This is a genomic window from Parvibaculum indicum, from assembly GCF_011762095.1.
In the GTDB taxonomy this organism is placed as follows: Bacteria; Pseudomonadota; Alphaproteobacteria; order Parvibaculales; family Parvibaculaceae; genus Parvibaculum; species Parvibaculum indicum.
Genome location: NZ_JAASQO010000004.1, coordinates 248464 through 263359 on the forward strand (window position 1 = coordinate 248464; position 14896 = coordinate 263359).

General features: G+C 63.3%; 14 protein-coding genes. 5 read left to right on the plus strand and 9 right to left on the minus strand.

Going from position 1 to position 14896, the window contains the following annotated elements; translation table 11 throughout:
- Positions 1-84 precede the first annotated feature (84 nt).
- The 3 genes from recA (at position 85) to FHS78_RS07220 (ending at position 5406) form a co-directional block, all read left to right on the plus strand.
- A complete protein-coding gene (gene recA / locus FHS78_RS07210) occupies positions 85-1191 on the plus strand; it encodes a recombinase RecA (protein WP_167092460.1) in 1107 nt (368 codons plus the stop codon).
- Between the two features lie 251 nt (positions 1192-1442).
- Positions 1443-4121 carry an alanine--tRNA ligase gene (gene alaS / locus FHS78_RS07215; RefSeq protein ID WP_167092463.1) on the plus strand — a complete coding sequence of 893 codons (2679 nt, stop codon included), beginning with the start codon at positions 1443-1445 and terminating at the stop codon, positions 4119-4121.
- A gap of 76 nt (positions 4122-4197) precedes the next feature.
- The gene (locus FHS78_RS07220; protein ID WP_167092468.1) at positions 4198-5406 is read left to right on the plus strand and encodes an ion transporter; all 1209 of its coding nucleotides are present in this window, start codon (positions 4198-4200) and stop codon (positions 5404-5406) included.
- 132 nt (positions 5407-5538) lie between these two features.
- On the opposite strand, the gene FHS78_RS07225 is transcribed toward FHS78_RS07220, so the two are convergent.
- On the minus strand, positions 5539-6756 hold the full coding sequence (locus FHS78_RS07225; protein WP_167092470.1) for an NADP-dependent isocitrate dehydrogenase: 1218 nt from the start codon (positions 6754-6756) through the stop codon (positions 5539-5541).
- A gap of 168 nt (positions 6757-6924) precedes the next feature.
- On the opposite strand from FHS78_RS07225, the gene FHS78_RS07230 reads away from it, so the two are divergent.
- Entirely contained in the window at positions 6925-7731 is an 807-nt protein-coding gene (locus FHS78_RS07230; protein WP_167092473.1) for an RNA methyltransferase, read from the plus strand.
- A gap of 240 nt (positions 7732-7971) precedes the next feature.
- Positions 7972-8592, plus strand: a complete 621-nt coding sequence (rpsD, locus tag FHS78_RS07235; RefSeq protein ID WP_167092487.1) for a 30S ribosomal protein S4 — start codon at positions 7972-7974, stop codon at positions 8590-8592.
- A 234-nt stretch (positions 8593-8826) separates the two neighbouring features.
- Here rpsD and FHS78_RS07240 read toward each other — a convergent pair whose 3' ends face one another.
- From FHS78_RS07240 to purC, 8 genes are all read right to left on the minus strand, one after another.
- Positions 8827-9414 (minus strand): AAA family ATPase, encoded by a 588-nt coding sequence (locus FHS78_RS07240; RefSeq protein ID WP_167092491.1) that lies wholly within the window; start codon positions 9412-9414, stop codon positions 8827-8829.
- Positions 9411-9761, minus strand: coding sequence for a TA system antitoxin ParD family protein (locus FHS78_RS07245; protein ID WP_167092494.1), 351 nt, complete (start codon positions 9759-9761; stop codon positions 9411-9413). The genes FHS78_RS07240 and FHS78_RS07245 overlap by 4 nt, the downstream gene beginning before the upstream one ends.
- A gap of 146 nt (positions 9762-9907) precedes the next feature.
- Positions 9908-10252 (minus strand): Grx4 family monothiol glutaredoxin, encoded by a 345-nt coding sequence (grxD, locus tag FHS78_RS07250; protein ID WP_167092497.1) that lies wholly within the window; start codon positions 10250-10252, stop codon positions 9908-9910.
- A 68-nt stretch (positions 10253-10320) separates the two neighbouring features.
- Entirely contained in the window at positions 10321-10557 is a 237-nt protein-coding gene (locus FHS78_RS07255; protein WP_167092500.1) for a BolA family protein, read from the minus strand.
- A 35-nt stretch (positions 10558-10592) separates the two neighbouring features.
- Positions 10593-12815, minus strand: a complete 2223-nt coding sequence (purL, locus tag FHS78_RS07260) for a phosphoribosylformylglycinamidine synthase subunit PurL (protein WP_167092503.1) — start codon at positions 12813-12815, stop codon at positions 10593-10595.
- The gene (purQ, locus tag FHS78_RS07265; RefSeq protein WP_167092506.1) at positions 12812-13480 is read right to left on the minus strand and encodes a phosphoribosylformylglycinamidine synthase subunit PurQ; all 669 of its coding nucleotides are present in this window, start codon (positions 13478-13480) and stop codon (positions 12812-12814) included. The genes purL and purQ overlap by 4 nt, the downstream gene beginning before the upstream one ends.
- A 2-nt stretch (positions 13481-13482) precedes the next feature.
- The gene (gene purS / locus FHS78_RS07270) at positions 13483-13728 is read right to left on the minus strand and encodes a phosphoribosylformylglycinamidine synthase subunit PurS (protein WP_167092509.1); all 246 of its coding nucleotides are present in this window, start codon (positions 13726-13728) and stop codon (positions 13483-13485) included.
- 147 nt (positions 13729-13875) lie between these two features.
- Positions 13876-14637, minus strand: coding sequence for a phosphoribosylaminoimidazolesuccinocarboxamide synthase (purC, locus tag FHS78_RS07275; protein WP_167092512.1), 762 nt, complete (start codon positions 14635-14637; stop codon positions 13876-13878).
- Between the last annotated feature and the right edge of the window lie 259 nt (positions 14638-14896).

Consider the following 14896-nt stretch of genomic DNA (forward strand, 5'->3'; position numbering starts at 1 on the left):
AATATCTTTGCCATTGGGAACAAAATAGGTACATTAACTGAAATTGCGCGGGACAAATCGGTATGAAATAAGGGGTGCAGGTCCATGTCCAAGAATGTTGTGAACCTCGTGGCAAAAGACGATTCCGAAAAGAAGAAGGCGCTTGAGGCGGCTCTGAGCCAGATCGAGCGCAATTTCGGCAAGGGCTCCATCATGCGGCTCGGCAAGAACGAGCAGGTGGTGGAGATCGAAGCCATATCCACGGGCTCGCTGGGCCTCGACATCGCGCTGGGGATCGGCGGTCTGCCGCGCGGCCGCGTGATCGAGATCTACGGGCCTGAAAGCTCCGGCAAGACGACCATGGCGCTGCATACGGTGGCCGAAGCCCAGAAGAAGGGCGGCGTCTGCGCCTTCGTCGATGCCGAACATGCGCTGGACCCGGTCTATGCCCGCAAGCTGGGCGTGGAACTCGACGACCTTCTGATTTCGCAGCCCGATACGGGCGAGCAGGCGCTTGAAATCGCCGATACGCTGGTGCGCTCCGGCGCGGTGGACGTGCTGGTGGTGGACTCTGTCGCCGCGCTGACGCCCAAGGCCGAACTCGAGGGCGAAATGGGCGACTCGCTGCCCGGCCTGCAGGCCCGCCTGATGAGCCAGGCGCTTCGCAAGCTCACCGGCTCGATCTCCAAGTCCAATACCATGGTGATCTTCATCAACCAGATCCGCATGAAGATCGGCGTGATGTTCGGCAGCCCGGAGACGACGACGGGAGGCAATGCGCTGAAATTCTATTCCTCCGTCCGTCTCGATATTCGGCGTATCGGCGCGATCAAGGATCGCGACGAGGTGGTCGGCAACCAGACCCGCATCAAGGTGGTCAAGAACAAGGTCGCGCCGCCCTTCAAGCAGGTCGAATTCGACATCATGTATGGCGAGGGCGTGTCCAAGACGGGCGAACTCATCGATCTCGGCGTGAAGGCCGGGATCGTGGAGAAATCCGGCTCGTGGTTCTCCTACAATTCGCAGCGCATCGGGCAGGGCCGGGAGAATGTGAAGAATTTCCTGAAGGAAAACCCGGACATGGCCGACGAGATCGAGGCGGCGATCCGCCAGAATGCGGGGCTGCTGGCCGAGAAGATCATGGATGTCGGGCCGGATGCGGAGGACGACGGGGATTTCGACGATGCCGAGGGCCTGGAGGCCAATGGCTAGATAGCGGTCGGGGCGCGAGGCCGCGCCCCGGACATCCCTTGAAACAGAGCGGCGCCGGAACCCCGGCGCCGCTTTTTTCGTCTGTTTCATATCTGTTTCGCGTCTATTTCTCATTCGGGGCCCTTGCTGGACAGCACCGAGGGCGACAGGTAAAAGCGTGGGCCTTATATTGCCTTTGGAGAGAGGCAGTTAGCCCGTTGAGGGCAACGGCTCCAAAGTAGCGAAGCGTTCAATTTGCGAGATCTATTCCCATGTCCGGCCTAAACGAGATCAGAGCCAAATTTCTCGACTATTTCGCGTCGAAGGAGCACGAGATCGTGCCCTCCGCCTCGCTTGTGCCGAACAACGACCCGACGCTGCTCTTCACCAATGCGGGCATGGTGCCGTTCAAGAACGTGTTCACGGGGCAGGAGACGCGGCCCTATAGCCGCGCCACCAGCTCGCAGAAATGCGTGCGCGCGGGCGGCAAGCATAACGATCTCGACAATGTGGGCTATACGGCGCGCCACCACACCTTCTTCGAGATGCTCGGCAATTTTTCCTTCGGCGATTATTTCAAGCCGGATGCCATCGAATTCGCCTGGGAGCTGGTGACGAAGGAATTCGGCCTGCCGAAGGAAAAGCTCATCGCCACGGTCTATTCCGAAGACGACGAGGCGTTCGAGCTGTGGAAGAAGATCGCGGGTCTTCCCGACAGCAAGATCATCCGCATTCCGACCGCCGACAATTTCTGGCAGATGGGCGATACCGGCCCCTGCGGTCCGTGCTCGGAAATCTTCTACGATCATGGCGACCACATTCCCGGCGGCCCGCCCGGCAGCCCGGACGAGGACGGCGACCGCTTCATCGAGATATGGAATCTCGTCTTCATGCAGTTCGATCAGCAGGGCGACGGCGAGCGGCTCAACCTGCCGCGGCCGTCCATCGATACCGGCATGGGGCTCGAGCGCATCGCCGCGGTGCTGCAGGGTACGCATGACAATTACGCGACCGATCTGATGCGGGCGCTGATCGAGGCATCGGCTCATGCGGCCAATTCCGATCCCGACGGGCCGCACGGGGTGAGCCATCGCGTGATCGCGGACCATCTGCGCTCCAGCTCGTTCCTGATCGCCGACGGCGTGATGCCCTCGAACGAAGGGCGCGGCTATGTGCTTCGTCGCATCATGCGCCGCGCCATGCGCCATGCGCAGATCGTGGGCGTGGACGAGCCGTTGATGTGGCGGCTGGTGCCGGCGCTCGTGCAGCAGATGGGCGCGGCCTATCCAGAGCTTCGCCGCGCCGAAGCGCTCATCACCGAAACGCTGAAGCTGGAGGAAACGCGCTTCCGCGAGACGCTGGCACGCGGGCTGAAGCTGCTCGACGAGGAAGTGGAGAGCCAGGCGGCGAAGGGCGTGCTGCCGGGCGAAGTCGCCTTCAAGCTCTACGACACCTATGGCTTCCCGGTCGACCTCACCCAGGACGCGCTGCGCGCCAAGGGCATGACGGTCGATATGGACGGCTTCGACGCCGCCATGCAGCGCCAGCGCGAGGAAGCGCGCAAGGCCTGGTCGGGCTCGGGCGAGCAGGCGACGGAAACGCTCTGGTTCGAGCTGCGCGACCGCGTGGGCGCGACCGAATTCCTCGGCTACGAGACCGACGACGGCGAAGGCAAGATCGTCGCCATCGTCATGGACGGGCAGGAGGTGGATGAGATTTCCGCCGGCGCCAGCGCGCAGATCGTGACCAACCAGACGCCTTTCTACGGCGAGTCCGGCGGCCAGGTCGGCGATACCGGCGTGATCTTCACGCCCAAGGGCGCGGAGTTCCCGGTCGAGGATACGCAGAAGAAGCTCGGTGCGCTGCATGTGCATATCGGCGAGTTGACGCGCGGCACGCTGAAGGTCGGCGATGTGGTGGAGATGAAGGTCGATACGGCACGGCGCGATGCGACGCGGGCGAACCATTCCGCGACGCATCTCCTGCATGAGGCGCTGCGCCGGGTGCTGGGCGATCACGTGACGCAGAAGGGGTCGCTCGTCATGCCGGACCGGCTGCGCTTCGACTTCAGCCACCCCAAGCCGATGACGCAGGAGGAGATCGCGGAAGTCGAGGAAATCGTGAACCGCGTGGTGCGGCAGAACTCCGATGTCAGTACACGGATCATGACGCCGGACAAGGCGATCGAGGCCGGTGCGCTGGCGCTTTTCGGCGAAAAGTATGGCGACGAGGTGCGCGTCCTTTCCATGGGGCTCGACGAGGAGAAGGCGAACGGCGTCTATTCCGTAGAGCTGTGCGGCGGCACGCATGTGCGACGGCTCGGCGATATCGCCATCTTCAAGATCGTGAGCGAGGGCGCGGTCGCCTCCGGCGTGCGGCGCATCGAGGCGCTGACGGGCGAGGGCGCGCGGCGCTATCTGGCCGAACAGGAACGCATTGCGCGGGAAGTGGCCGGCGCGCTGAAGACGACGGTGGACGATCTGCCCTCGCGCGTGCATTCGCTGGTGGATGAGCGGCGGCGCCTGGAGCGCGAACTGGCCGAAGCGAAAAAGAAGCTCGCGCTGGCGGGCGGCGGCGGAAGCGGCGGCGAGCAGCCTTCCGCGAAGGACGTGAACGGCGTGCAGCTTCTCTCGCGCCGCCTCGACGGGGTGAACCCGAAAGACCTGCGCGGCCTCATCGACGAGGGCAAGAAACAGGTCGGGTCCGGCATCGTCGCCTATGTGGCCGTGTCGGAAGACGGCAAGGTGGGCATCGCCGTCGGCGTGACGGACGATCTTACCGCGCGCTACAACGCGGTGGACCTTGTGAAGACCGGTGCGGCGGCCCTGGGCGGCAAGGGCGGCGGCGGCCGGCCGGACATGGCGCAGGCGGGCGGGCCGGATGCTTCCAAGGCGGATGCGGCGCTCGACGCCGTGAGCGCCGCCGTCGGCGAGTTGGCGGGTGCCGCCTGAACCGGCGCATAGGCCTGCCGGATCTTCCGGCGGGGCCGATGACGGCGGGGGGCCGGCTCCCGGTCCGCTGGAGGGGGTGCGCGGCCGCCTCTACATCATCCTGGAGGCGGGCCGCACCAGCGACTGGCCGAGCCGGGTCTTCGATTTTTTCATGGTGTCGCTCATCCTCGCCAACGCGGCGGCGTTTGCGCTGGAGACGGTGGAACCGCTGGCGGCGGAATATGGATCCGCCTTCGCGCTCTTCGATCTCGTTTCGATTCTGATCTTCACTGCCGAATATGCGGCCCGGCTATGGGTGTGCGTGGAGCATAGCGAGCATGAGGAGCTGCCTTCCTGGCGGATCCGGCTGCAATTCGCGCGCACCTGGCCGATGCTGATCGACCTCGCGGTCATCCTGCCGTTCTGGCTGGGGGTCTTCGTTCCGCTGGATCTGCGCTTCCTCCGGATTTTCCGGCTGATCCGGTTCCTGAAGCTCGGGCGCTATTCGCCCGCGCTCTCCTCGCTCGCCCGCGTCCTCTACAATGAACGTCACGCCATCACGGGCGCGCTCATCATCATGGGCGGCCTGCTGCTTTTGTCGGCGACGGTGATGTATGAGCTGGAAAGGCATGTGCAGCCGGAGGTCTTCGGCTCCGTGCCCGCGGCCATGTGGTGGGCGCTCGCCACGCTGACGACGGTCGGGTATGGCGATGTCGTGCCGGTGACGGTGCTCGGCAAGATCGCGGGCGGGATGGTGATGATCTTCGGTCTGGGCATGTTCGCGCTGCCCATTGCCATCGTGTCGGCGGGCTTTGCGCAGGAAATCCACCGGCGCGAATTCGTGGTGACCTGGGGAATGGTGGCGCGGGTGCCGCTGTTTTCAAAGTTCGACGCACTGACCATTGCGCGGCTGGCCGAACATCTGAATGCGCGTGTGGTGGAGGCGGGTACGGTAATCGCACGGAAGGGGGAAGAGGCGGACGCGATGTATTTCCTGCTTTCCGGCGAAGTGCAGCTCGATTTTCCCGACGGCCCGATCACGCTGGAGGACGGCGCCTTTTTCGGCGAGATGGCGCTGCTCTATCAGCGCCGCCGGGCGGCGACGATCACGGCGATCACGCGCTGTACGCTGCTGACGCTGCAATCGGACGATTTCGCGCGCTTCATGCGGCGCCACCCGGATGTCCGCAATACCGTGGCGCAGGTGGCCGAGCACCGGCTCGCCGAGCTGAGGCGGCGCAGCGAGGCGGAAGCCGAAAGGCAGGAAGCGGAGCGCGCCCAGGAGGCGCAGTCCGCACCGGAGTAGATCGTCATGGCCCGGCTTGTCCGGGCCATCCACGTCTTTACACGCCGCAGGCACAGGGCTGGATGCCCGGATCAGGTCCGGGCATGACATCGAAGGATAGGGAAGTGAAAAGCCCTTACTTCTTCAGCGCCTCTATTTTTTCAGGGCCTTGGCGAGGTTTTCCTCGACCTTGTCGAGGAAGCCTTCGGTGGAGAGCCAGGACTGTTCGGAGCCGACCAGCAGGGCCAGATCCTTGGTCATGTGGCCGCTTTCCACGGTCTGCACGCAGACCTTTTCCAGCGTGTGGGCGAATTCTTCCAGCTCTGGCGTGTCGTCCAGCTTGGCGCGATGGGCGAGGCCCCGCGTCCAGGCGAAGATGGAGGCGATGGAGTTGGTCGAGGTCGCCTCGCCCTTCTGGTGGTTGCGGTAGTGGCGCGTCACCGTGCCGTGCGCGGCCTCGGCTTCCAGCGTTTCGCCGTCCGGCGTCATCAGGACCGAGGTCATGAGGCCCAGCGAGCCGAAGCCCTGCGCCACCGTGTCGGACTGCACGTCGCCGTCATAGTTCTTGCAGGCCCAGACATAGCCGCCGGACCATTTGAGTGAGGAGGCGACCATATCGTCGATAAGGCGGTGCTCGTAGAGGGCGCCGACCTTTTCGAACTCGGCCTTGAACTCGTTCTCGTAAACCTCGGCGAAGAGATCCTTGAAGCGGCCGTCATAGGCCTTGAGGATCGTGTTCTTGGTCGAGAGATAGACGGGGTATTTGCGCGGCAGCGCATATTTGAAGCAGGCGCGGGCGAAGTCGCGAATGCTGTCGTCCAGATTGTACATGCCCATGGCGACGCCGCTGCCGGGGAAGTCGAAGACTTCTTCCTCGATGGTCTCGGAACCGTCTTCCGACACCCATTTCATCATCAGCTTGCCCTTGCCGGGCACGCGGAAGTCGGTGGCGCGATACTGGTCGCCATAGGCGTGACGGCCGATCACGATCGGTTCCGTCCAGCCGGGCACGAGGCGCGGAATGTTGCGGCAGATGATCGGCTCACGGAACACCGTGCCGCCCAGAATGTTGCGGATGGTGCCGTTGGGCGAGCGCCACATCTTTTTCAGGCCGAATTCCTCGACGCGCGCCTCATCCGGGGTGATGGTCGCGCATTTCACGCCGACGCCGTAATGCTTGATGGCCTCCGCGGAGTCGACCGTGACCTGGTCGTCCGTCGCGTCGCGGTGTTCGATGCCGAGATCGAAATATTTCAGATCGATGTCGAGATAGGGAAAGATGAGTTTGTCCTTGATCAGCTTCCATATGATCCTGGTCATCTCGTCGCCATCGAGTTCGACGACCGGATTTTTCACTTTGATCTTGGACATGGAGCTACCCTTCGAAACATAACGGACGGGGGGTCGGCGAGGACCGGCGGGGGCGGTCTTCGATCGAAGACCTGCGTGGCTCTCCTATAACACCGCTGGCGCATTGATTAAAGACAGGCGATCCCTTATTGACGCAGGCTTGTTTGACCAAAAACGCATGTCGGAACGATGGCCGGAACGGATCGTAGAAAGTCGGGTGTGACGCTGGGTGAAGAAAGCCCCGCCATTGTGCTGGTGGCACCTCAACTTGGCGAAAATATCGGCACGGCTGCCCGCGCGATGCTCAATTTCGGGCTGACCGATCTGCGACTCGTCAGCCCCCGGGACGGATGGCCCAATGGCCGCGCTGTCGCGGCCTCGGCGGGCGCCGATATCGTGATCGAGAATGTGCGCGTTTTCGAGACGACGGCGGAGGCGGTGGCCGATCTCGATTATGTGCTGGCCACCACGGCGCGCCCGCGGGACATGGTGAAGCTCGTCTATACGCCGGATCGCGCCGCCGCGCGGCTGCGCGAGGCCTTCGCGGGCGGGGGCAAGGCGGGGGTGCTGTTCGGGCCGGAGCGGACGGGGCTCCATAATGACGATGTGGCGCTGGCGGACGCGGTGCTGACGGTGCCGCTCAACCCGGCCTTTTCCTCGCTGAACCTGGCCCAGGCCGTGCTGCTGATGAGCTATGAGTGGCACAAGGCGGCGGACGAGACGGAGGCCGAAACGCTGGAAATGCGCGAAGGGCGGCCTGCCACCAAGGAAGAATTGCTGATGTTTTACGAGCATCTGGAGCGCGAACTCGACGCGCACGGGTTCTTCCGGACCGACGACAAGCGGCCCGGCATGGTGCGCTCGATCCGCAATCTTTTCGGGCGCTCGGGTATGACGGAGCAGGAGGTCCGGACCTTCCGGGGGATCGTCGCCTCGCTGGTGCGCAGCGTGCCGAAGGGGCAGGGGCCGGAGAAGGATCCGGACGGCGACGAATAGGCCGAACCCCCTGATTTCGCGCGGAAATCGGCTCTTCGGGCCGCCCGATGGCGGATTGACACGGGCGGGCCCAGGGGCTAGAAGAACGGCCTTGCGGGGCGGGCCTTGAGGTCGGTCCCGTTTCATATGAAATATACGCACCCGAGGGCCGGATACGCTTTACGCCGGTTCCTGTCGGTTTCGAGGCAACTCGAGGCAGAGGAGGGCGCGTTTCCTTGGTTTTTTTGAAAGGAAACAGCGATGTCAAAGCGCATTGCCGCCAAGCATAAACTCGACCGCCGTATGGGCGAAAACATCTGGGGTCGCTCCAAGAGCCCGGTGAACCGCCGCGATTACGGCCCCGGCCAGCACGGCCAGCGCCGCAAGGGCAAGCTCTCCGACTTCGGCGTGCAGCTTCGCGCCAAGCAGAAGCTCAAGGGTTTCTACGGCAACATCACCGAAAAGCAGTTCCGCGCCATCTACAAGGAAGCCGAGCGCCTCAAGGGCGATACGGGCGAGCTTCTGATCGGCCTGCTGGAGCGCCGCCTGGACGCGATCGTCTATCGCGCCAAGTTCGTGCCGACCGTCTTCGCCGCCCGCCAGTTCGTGACCCATGGTCATGTGAAGGTGAACGGCAAGCGCGTGAACATTCCGAGCTACCGCGTCCGCGAGGGCGACGTGATCGAGGTGAAGGACGCTTCCAAGCAGATGGGCCTCGTGCTCGAAGCCATCCAGAGCCCGGAACGCGACGTGCCGGATTACATCGACGCCGACCATGACAAGCTGACCGCCAAGTTCGTGCGGACGCCGGGTTTCTCCGATGTGCCCTATGCGGTGCAGATGGAACCGAACCTCGTCATCGAATTCTATTCGCGCAGCTGATTTTTCAGTCGAGCGATAGCGAATACGAAAAGGCCGCTCTTTCGAGCGGCCTTTTTTGTTTTCCCTCGTCAAGCGTCATGCCGGACCTGATCCGGCATCCATGGGAAGGCCGAGGCAGATGGCGACGCCCTATGGACCCCGGGGCAAGCCCGGGGTGACGGTCAAAGAAAAAGGCCCCGGATTTTTCCGGGGCCTTTCTTCGTTCCGATGGCAGTTCGACTACTGCTGCGCGGTCTAACGCAAAAGATCCTGTCGATAGATTTCGAGGGTCCAGGCCGGCAATAACGGTTTGACGAATGTCACACGCCCGTCGGTAAAGGCCATGATCCGCTCGGGAGGTTCGTTCAATCGCGAGTTGTCGAAGACGAAGCCCCGACTGGAAAGCAGCATGGCTTCGCGGATCAGCGGGCCGTTTCGGTCATACCGTTCGCGGATCTTCTGCTCCGGGACCGGATGACCGCCTTCGACAACACGCTCTCTGACCCGTTCCACCGAGAGGTCGGCCTTGTCCACGCCGACATGGAAAAGGATCACGGTGAACCCCAGCGCTTTTGCCCGATTGACCAGTTCCAGCTTGGAGGGGTGGGAGAAGACAGTCTCAGTAGCGAAGCTTTTTCCCTGTGCGAGATGTTCTTCGCGACGCTTCGCAGCTATTTCCAGTGCGCGATAGGCCGCTTCGGGCGAGGGGTCGTCCAGCTCGCCGCGCTGAATGAGGTCGGCGTTGATGAAGGGCGCTCCAAAGCTCGGGGCAATGCGCGTTTCGTAGAGGGTCGATTTGCCGGCCCCGTTGGGACCGGCCAACAGAACCATGGTCGGGATCACGAGGCGTCGGATTCCCTGACGATCTCGCCATTGTCGGCAAGACCGACACCGAGGCCCAATTGCCGCCGCCGCTTGAAGAAGGTTTTTTCCGTCTCGCTCGGTTCCGCCATCTTCTCGGCAAAAGCGTTGAGCCAGACCTCCTGTTCCTCCGCCGTCAGTTCATCGGGGGAGAGAGAGGCGTCAAGCGCGGCGCCGATGCGCCGGTAGTCGAAGTTTCCGGATAGCTCGATGGCGCGCCCGATGCGAAGCCAGTGGGTGATCTGTCCCGCCACGGATCTGCTTTGCCGGTCCGACTCGTTGCGTACCAGCGCCATAACATCGTCGCTCAACTTTACAGACTGTGCCATATGCGCCTCCTTATCCGTGGATGAAAGGTAGCATTTTGCTACCTCAATATCAAGGGGCGCATTCGGAGCGTGATGACGAGAACAAGCGCGTTCAAATAAAAAACCCCGGAAAATCCGGGGTTTCCCTGTTTCCTATCGCGCTCGCCTTACTGCTGCGCGGCTTCTGTCTCGATGCCCTTGGAGGCGAGGTATTCGCGCAGCTCGCCCTGTTCGAACATTTCGCGGACGATGTCGCAGCCGCCGACGAACTCACCCTTTACGTAGAGCTGGGGGATGGTCGGCCAGTCGGAGAATTCCTTGATGCCCTGACGGATGTCCTCGTCGGCCAGCACGTTCACGCCGTGGAAGGGGACGCCGAGATAGGTCAGCACCTGCACCACGGCGTTGGAAAAACCGCATTGCGGAAAGACGGGCGTGCCTTTCATGAAGAGCACCACGTCGCTCGTGTCGAGTTCGCCCTTGATGCGGTCGAAGACCGGATTGTCGCTCATCTTTTTATCCTCTCGTCCCGCGCGGGCCTTTTGGAGGGCCGACGGGCTATGCAGTTCAACTGTGTCGTTCAGTTCTCGGGCGCGCTGGTCTGAAGGGCGAGGGCGTGAAGCTCGTTGCCCATGCCGCCCTTGAGTGCGCCGTAAACCATCTGGTGCTGCTGTACGCGCGTCTTGCCCCTGAAGGCCTCGGAGATCACGGTGGCGGCGTAATGATCGCCGTCGCCGGCCAGATCGCGGATTTCGACTTGCGCGTCCGGAATGGCGTCCTTGATGAGGCGTTCGATGTCGGAGGCGGTCATCGCCATGTCGTACAGCGCTCCTCTTGAGCTTGGCCGAAGCCTTAAAGTTCGGGGGCCGCGGCCATATAGGTCGGGAGCCAGCCTTCATGGATGGCCTTCAGCCCCGCCACAGATATGGGCGTGCCGCCATTGAGTGTCAATTCATGGGTGCCGGTGGTGCCGATGCGGGCGGCCGGAATGCCGGCTTTTTCGGCGCGGGCGAGGAGGGCGTCCGCCTCGCCGTCCGGCACGGTGACGACATAGCGGCCCTGATCCTCGCCAAAGGCCCAGGCATGGAGGGCCAGGTCGGTTTTCGCGGTGATTTCCGCCCCCATATTGCCGGCCATCGCCATTTCGGCCAGGGCGACCAGCAGGCCGCCATCGGAGACGTCATGGACGGCGGTGACGCGGCGGGCGCGGATTTCCTCGCGGACGAAGTCGCCGTGACGGCGTTCGAGCGTGAGATCGACCGGGGGCGGGGCGGAGGCGTCGCCGCGGCCATCGGCAAGGTCGCGATGGTAGATGGACTGGCCGAGATGGCCTTTCGTGTCGCCGAGGACGATGACGGCGTCGTTCCCCGCCTTGAAGGCGATGGTGGCGCGCGCCGTCACATCCGGCAGCAGGCCCACGGCGCCGATGGCAGGCGTCGGCAGGATGCCCTGTCCGTTGGTCTCGTTGTAGAGGGAGACATTGCCGGAGACGACGGGGAAGTCCAGCGCGCGGCAGGCTTCGCCGATGCCCTGAATGCAGCCGACGAACTGGCCCATGATGTCGGGCTTTTCCGGGTTGCCGAAATTGAGGTTGTCGGTGACGGCGAGCGGTTCCGCGCCGACGGCCGACAGGTTGCGCCAGCATTCGGCGACCGCCTGCTTGCCGCCCTCGAAGGGGTCGGCGGCGCAATAGCGCGGCGTCACGTCGACGGTGAAGGCGAGGCCCTTCTTTTCCGTGCCGTCCACGCGGATGACGGCGGCGTCCCCGCCGGGGCCCACCGAGGTGTTGCCCTGAATGAGGTGGTCGTATTGCTCCCAGACCCAGCGGCGCGAGCACATGTCGGGCAGGCCGATCATCTTTTCGAGCGCCTTGCCGATGTCGTTCGGCGCGGGGAGGGAGGAGGGATCGAGCGCAGCCGGTTTCGGCGTCGCTTCCCAGGGGCGGTCATATTCCGGGGCCTCGTCGCCCAGTTCCTTGATCGGCAGGTCGGCCATGACGTCGCCATGCTGGCGGACGCGGAAGCGCAGATCGTCGGTGGTGGTTCCGACAATGGCGAAATCGAGATCCCATTTGCGGAAGATCGCTTTCGCCTGCTCTTCCATGGCGGGGTCGAGCACCATGAGCATGCGCTCCTGGCTTTCCGACAGCATCATCTCATAGGCCGTCATGCCTTCTTCGCGGCAGGGCACGGCATCGAGGTTGAGTTCCACGCCGAGATTGCCCTTGGCACCCATTTCGACCGCCGAGCAGGTGAGGCCGGCAGCGCCCATATCCTGAATGGCGATGACGGCGCCCGACGCCATCAGCTCCAGGCAGGCTTCGAGCAGCAGCTTTTCGGAGAAGGGGTCGCCGATCTGGACGGTGGGGCGTTTTTCTTCCGTGTCCTGATCGAACTCCGCAGACGCCATGGTTGCGCCGTGAATGCCGTCGCGGCCGGTCTTGGAGCCGAGATAGACGATGGGCAGGCCCACGCCCTTGGCTTCGGAATAGAAAATCTTGTCGGTATCGGCAAGGCCCGCCGCGAAGGCGTTCACAAGGCAGTTGCCGTTATAGGAGGGGTCGAAATTCACTTCGCCGCCGACGGTCGGCACGCCGAAGGAATTGCCATAGCCGCCGATGCCCGCGACGACGCCCGAGACGACATGGCGGGTGCGGGGATGGTCCGGTTCGCCGAAGCGCAGCGCATTCAGCGCCGCGACGGGGCGCGCGCCCATGGTGAAGACGTCGCGCAGAATGCCGCCCACGCCGGTCGCCGCGCCCTGATGGGGCTCGATATAGGAGGGGTGGTTGTGGCTTTCCATCTTGAAGATGACGGCCTGACCGTCGCCGATATCGACGACGCCCGCGTTTTCCCCCGGGCCGCAAATGACGCGCTCGCCGGTGGTGGGCAGGGTGCGCAGCCATTTCTTGGAGGATTTGTAGGAGCAGTGCTCGTTCCACATGGCCGAGAAGATGCCGAGCTCGGTGAGCGTCGGTTCGCGGCCGATGAGGTCCAGAATGCGCTGATACTCGTCCGGTTTCAGGCCGTGCTCGGCGATGAGTTCCGGCGTGATTTCGATGTCGTTACGGATCACGCCACGGCCTCCAATACGCTTTCAAACAGGGCCCGGCCATCGGTGCAGCCGTTCAGCTCTTCGATCATGTTTTCCGGGTGCGGCATCATGCCGAACACATTGCCGCGTTCGTTGAGGATGCCGGCGATGTCGTTGATGGAGCCGTTGGGGTTGTCGCCCTTCGCATAGCGCAGGCCCACGCGGCCTTCGCCTTCCAGGCGCTCGATGGTGGCTTCATCGGCGAAATAGTTGCCTTCGCCATGGGCGACGGGGCAGCGCCAGACCTGCCCTTGCGCATATTTGCGGGTGAAGTCGGTATCCGCATTGGCGGTTTCGAGCATCACTTCGCGGCAGACGAATTTGAGATCCGCATTGCGCATGAGGACGCCCGGCAGGAGGCCCGTCTCGCAGAGGATCTGGAAGCCGTTGCACACGCCCAGCACGCGTACGCCGCGCTCCGCGGCCTTCGCGACGGCGGGCATGATGTGGGCGCGGGCGGCGATGGCACCCGTGCGCAGATAGTCGCCATAGGAAAAGCCGCCGGGGACGACGACGAGGTCCACATCGGGCAGTTCACTATCGGCATGCCAGACCGCGGCGGGGCGCGTGCCGGAAATCATTTCCAGCGCATTCAGCATGTCGCGTTCGCGGTTGGAGCCGGGGAAGACGATGACGGCCGATTTCATGCTTACTTCTCGTCCAGCTCGATGGCGTAATTCTCGATCACCGTGTTGGCGAGCAACTGGCGGCACATCTCGTCGAGCGCGGCCTCGGCCTTCGCCCTGTCGGTTTCGGCCAGTTCCACCTCGATGAACTTGCCCTGACGCACGCCCTCCACGCCGTCGAAACCGAGCGCGCCGAGCGCGTGCTGGATGGCTTTCCCCTGCGGATCGAGAACGCCGTTCTTGAGCGTGACTTTGATACGGGCCTTCATGCGTCTTCCGTGTCCTTGGTTTCGGATGGCTGCCGTCATTGCGAGGAGCGCAGCGACGACGCAATCCATTTCATCATCTGCCGCCTTCCGGATTGCTTCGCGTCCCGAAGGACGCTCGCAATGACGACAGAGGGGCGGGGCCGGTCCTTATTTCACCAGCGTCGGGCCGCGGCGCTTGGGCTCGTTCTCGTAGAGAATGCCGAGGCGGCGCGCGACTTCCTGATAGGCTTCGATGAGACCGCCCATGTCGCGGCGGAAACGGTCCTTGTCGAGCTTGTCGTTCGATTTGATGTCCCAGAGGCGGCAGCTGTCCGGGCTGATTTCGTCGGCGAGCAGAATGCGCATCATGTCGCCTTCATACTGGCGGCCGAACTCCACCTTGAAGTCCACCAGCCGGATGCCGATGCCGAGGAAGAGGCCGGTCAGGAAGTCGTTGATGCGCAGTGCCAGCGCCATCATGTCGTCGATCTCCTGCGGAGAGGCCCAGCCAAAGGCGGTGATGTGCTCTTCGGAGACCATCGGATCGTGGAGTTCGTCCGACTTGTAATAGAACTCGATGATGGAGCGGGGCAGCAGCGTGCCTTCTTCGAGGCCGAGCCGCTTGGCCAGCGAGCCGGCGGCCACGTTGCGCACCACGACCTCGATCGGGATGATCTCGACTTCGCGGATCAACTGCTCGCGCATATTGATCGAGCGAATGAAATGGGTGGGCACGCCGATGTCGTTCAGCCGCGTGAAGACGAACTCCGAGATGCGGTTGTTCAGGACGCCCTTGCCCTCGATGACGGCATGTTTCGTCGCGTCGAAGGCGGTGGTGTCGTCCTTGAAATGCTGGACGAGCGTGCCCGGTTCCGGGCCTTCGTAAAGGACTTTGGCCTTGCCTTCGTAAACGCGTCTGCGCCGGCTCATATTGTTGAATCCATTCGGTTGGCGCCCCCGGGGCTCATGGGCCTTGGGGACGAAATGCGGGGCAGGTCTCCCGATCCGGGCCCACCGGGCCTCGGGAGAAAGGGGCCTTCGGAATCGCCCCTTCGGCAGGCGCAAATTAGCGCAAGGGAGGGGGGGATACAATCGGCGCCTTTCGCGGCTGCGTAAAACCTCATACGCCGCCAAAAACCATTCCAGAACAAAGCGTTATATCTGGTTCCGAGCGGCCGGGTTCAAGGGG

Excerpts from the sequence above, each read along its gene's own strand:
- FHS78_RS07225 (WP_167092470.1), bottom strand. The coding sequence starts at position 6,756 with ATGTCCAAGATCAAAGTGAAAAATCCGGTCGTCGAACTCGATGGCGAC.
- FHS78_RS07245 (WP_167092494.1), bottom strand. The coding sequence starts at position 9,761 with ATGGCACAGTCTGTAAAGTTGAGCGACGATGTTATGGCGCTGGTACGC.
- purQ (WP_167092506.1), bottom strand. The coding sequence starts at position 13,480 with ATGAAATCGGCCGTCATCGTCTTCCCCGGCTCCAACCGCGAACGCGAC.
- purC (WP_167092512.1), bottom strand. The coding sequence starts at position 14,637 with ATGAGCCGGCGCAGACGCGTTTACGAAGGCAAGGCCAAAGTCCTTTAC.
- grxD (WP_167092497.1), bottom strand. The coding sequence starts at position 10,252 with ATGAGCGACAATCCGGTCTTCGACCGCATCAAGGGCGAACTCGACACG.
- FHS78_RS07255 (WP_167092500.1), bottom strand. The coding sequence starts at position 10,557 with ATGGCGATGACCGCCTCCGACATCGAACGCCTCATCAAGGACGCCATT.
- alaS (WP_167092463.1), top strand. The coding sequence starts at position 1,443 with ATGTCCGGCCTAAACGAGATCAGAGCCAAATTTCTCGACTATTTCGCG.
- purS (WP_167092509.1), bottom strand. The coding sequence starts at position 13,728 with ATGAAGGCCCGTATCAAAGTCACGCTCAAGAACGGCGTTCTCGATCCG.
- FHS78_RS07230 (WP_167092473.1), top strand. The coding sequence starts at position 6,925 with ATGGCCGGAACGGATCGTAGAAAGTCGGGTGTGACGCTGGGTGAAGAA.
- recA (WP_167092460.1), top strand. The coding sequence starts at position 85 with ATGTCCAAGAATGTTGTGAACCTCGTGGCAAAAGACGATTCCGAAAAG.
- rpsD (WP_167092487.1), top strand. The coding sequence starts at position 7,972 with ATGTCAAAGCGCATTGCCGCCAAGCATAAACTCGACCGCCGTATGGGC.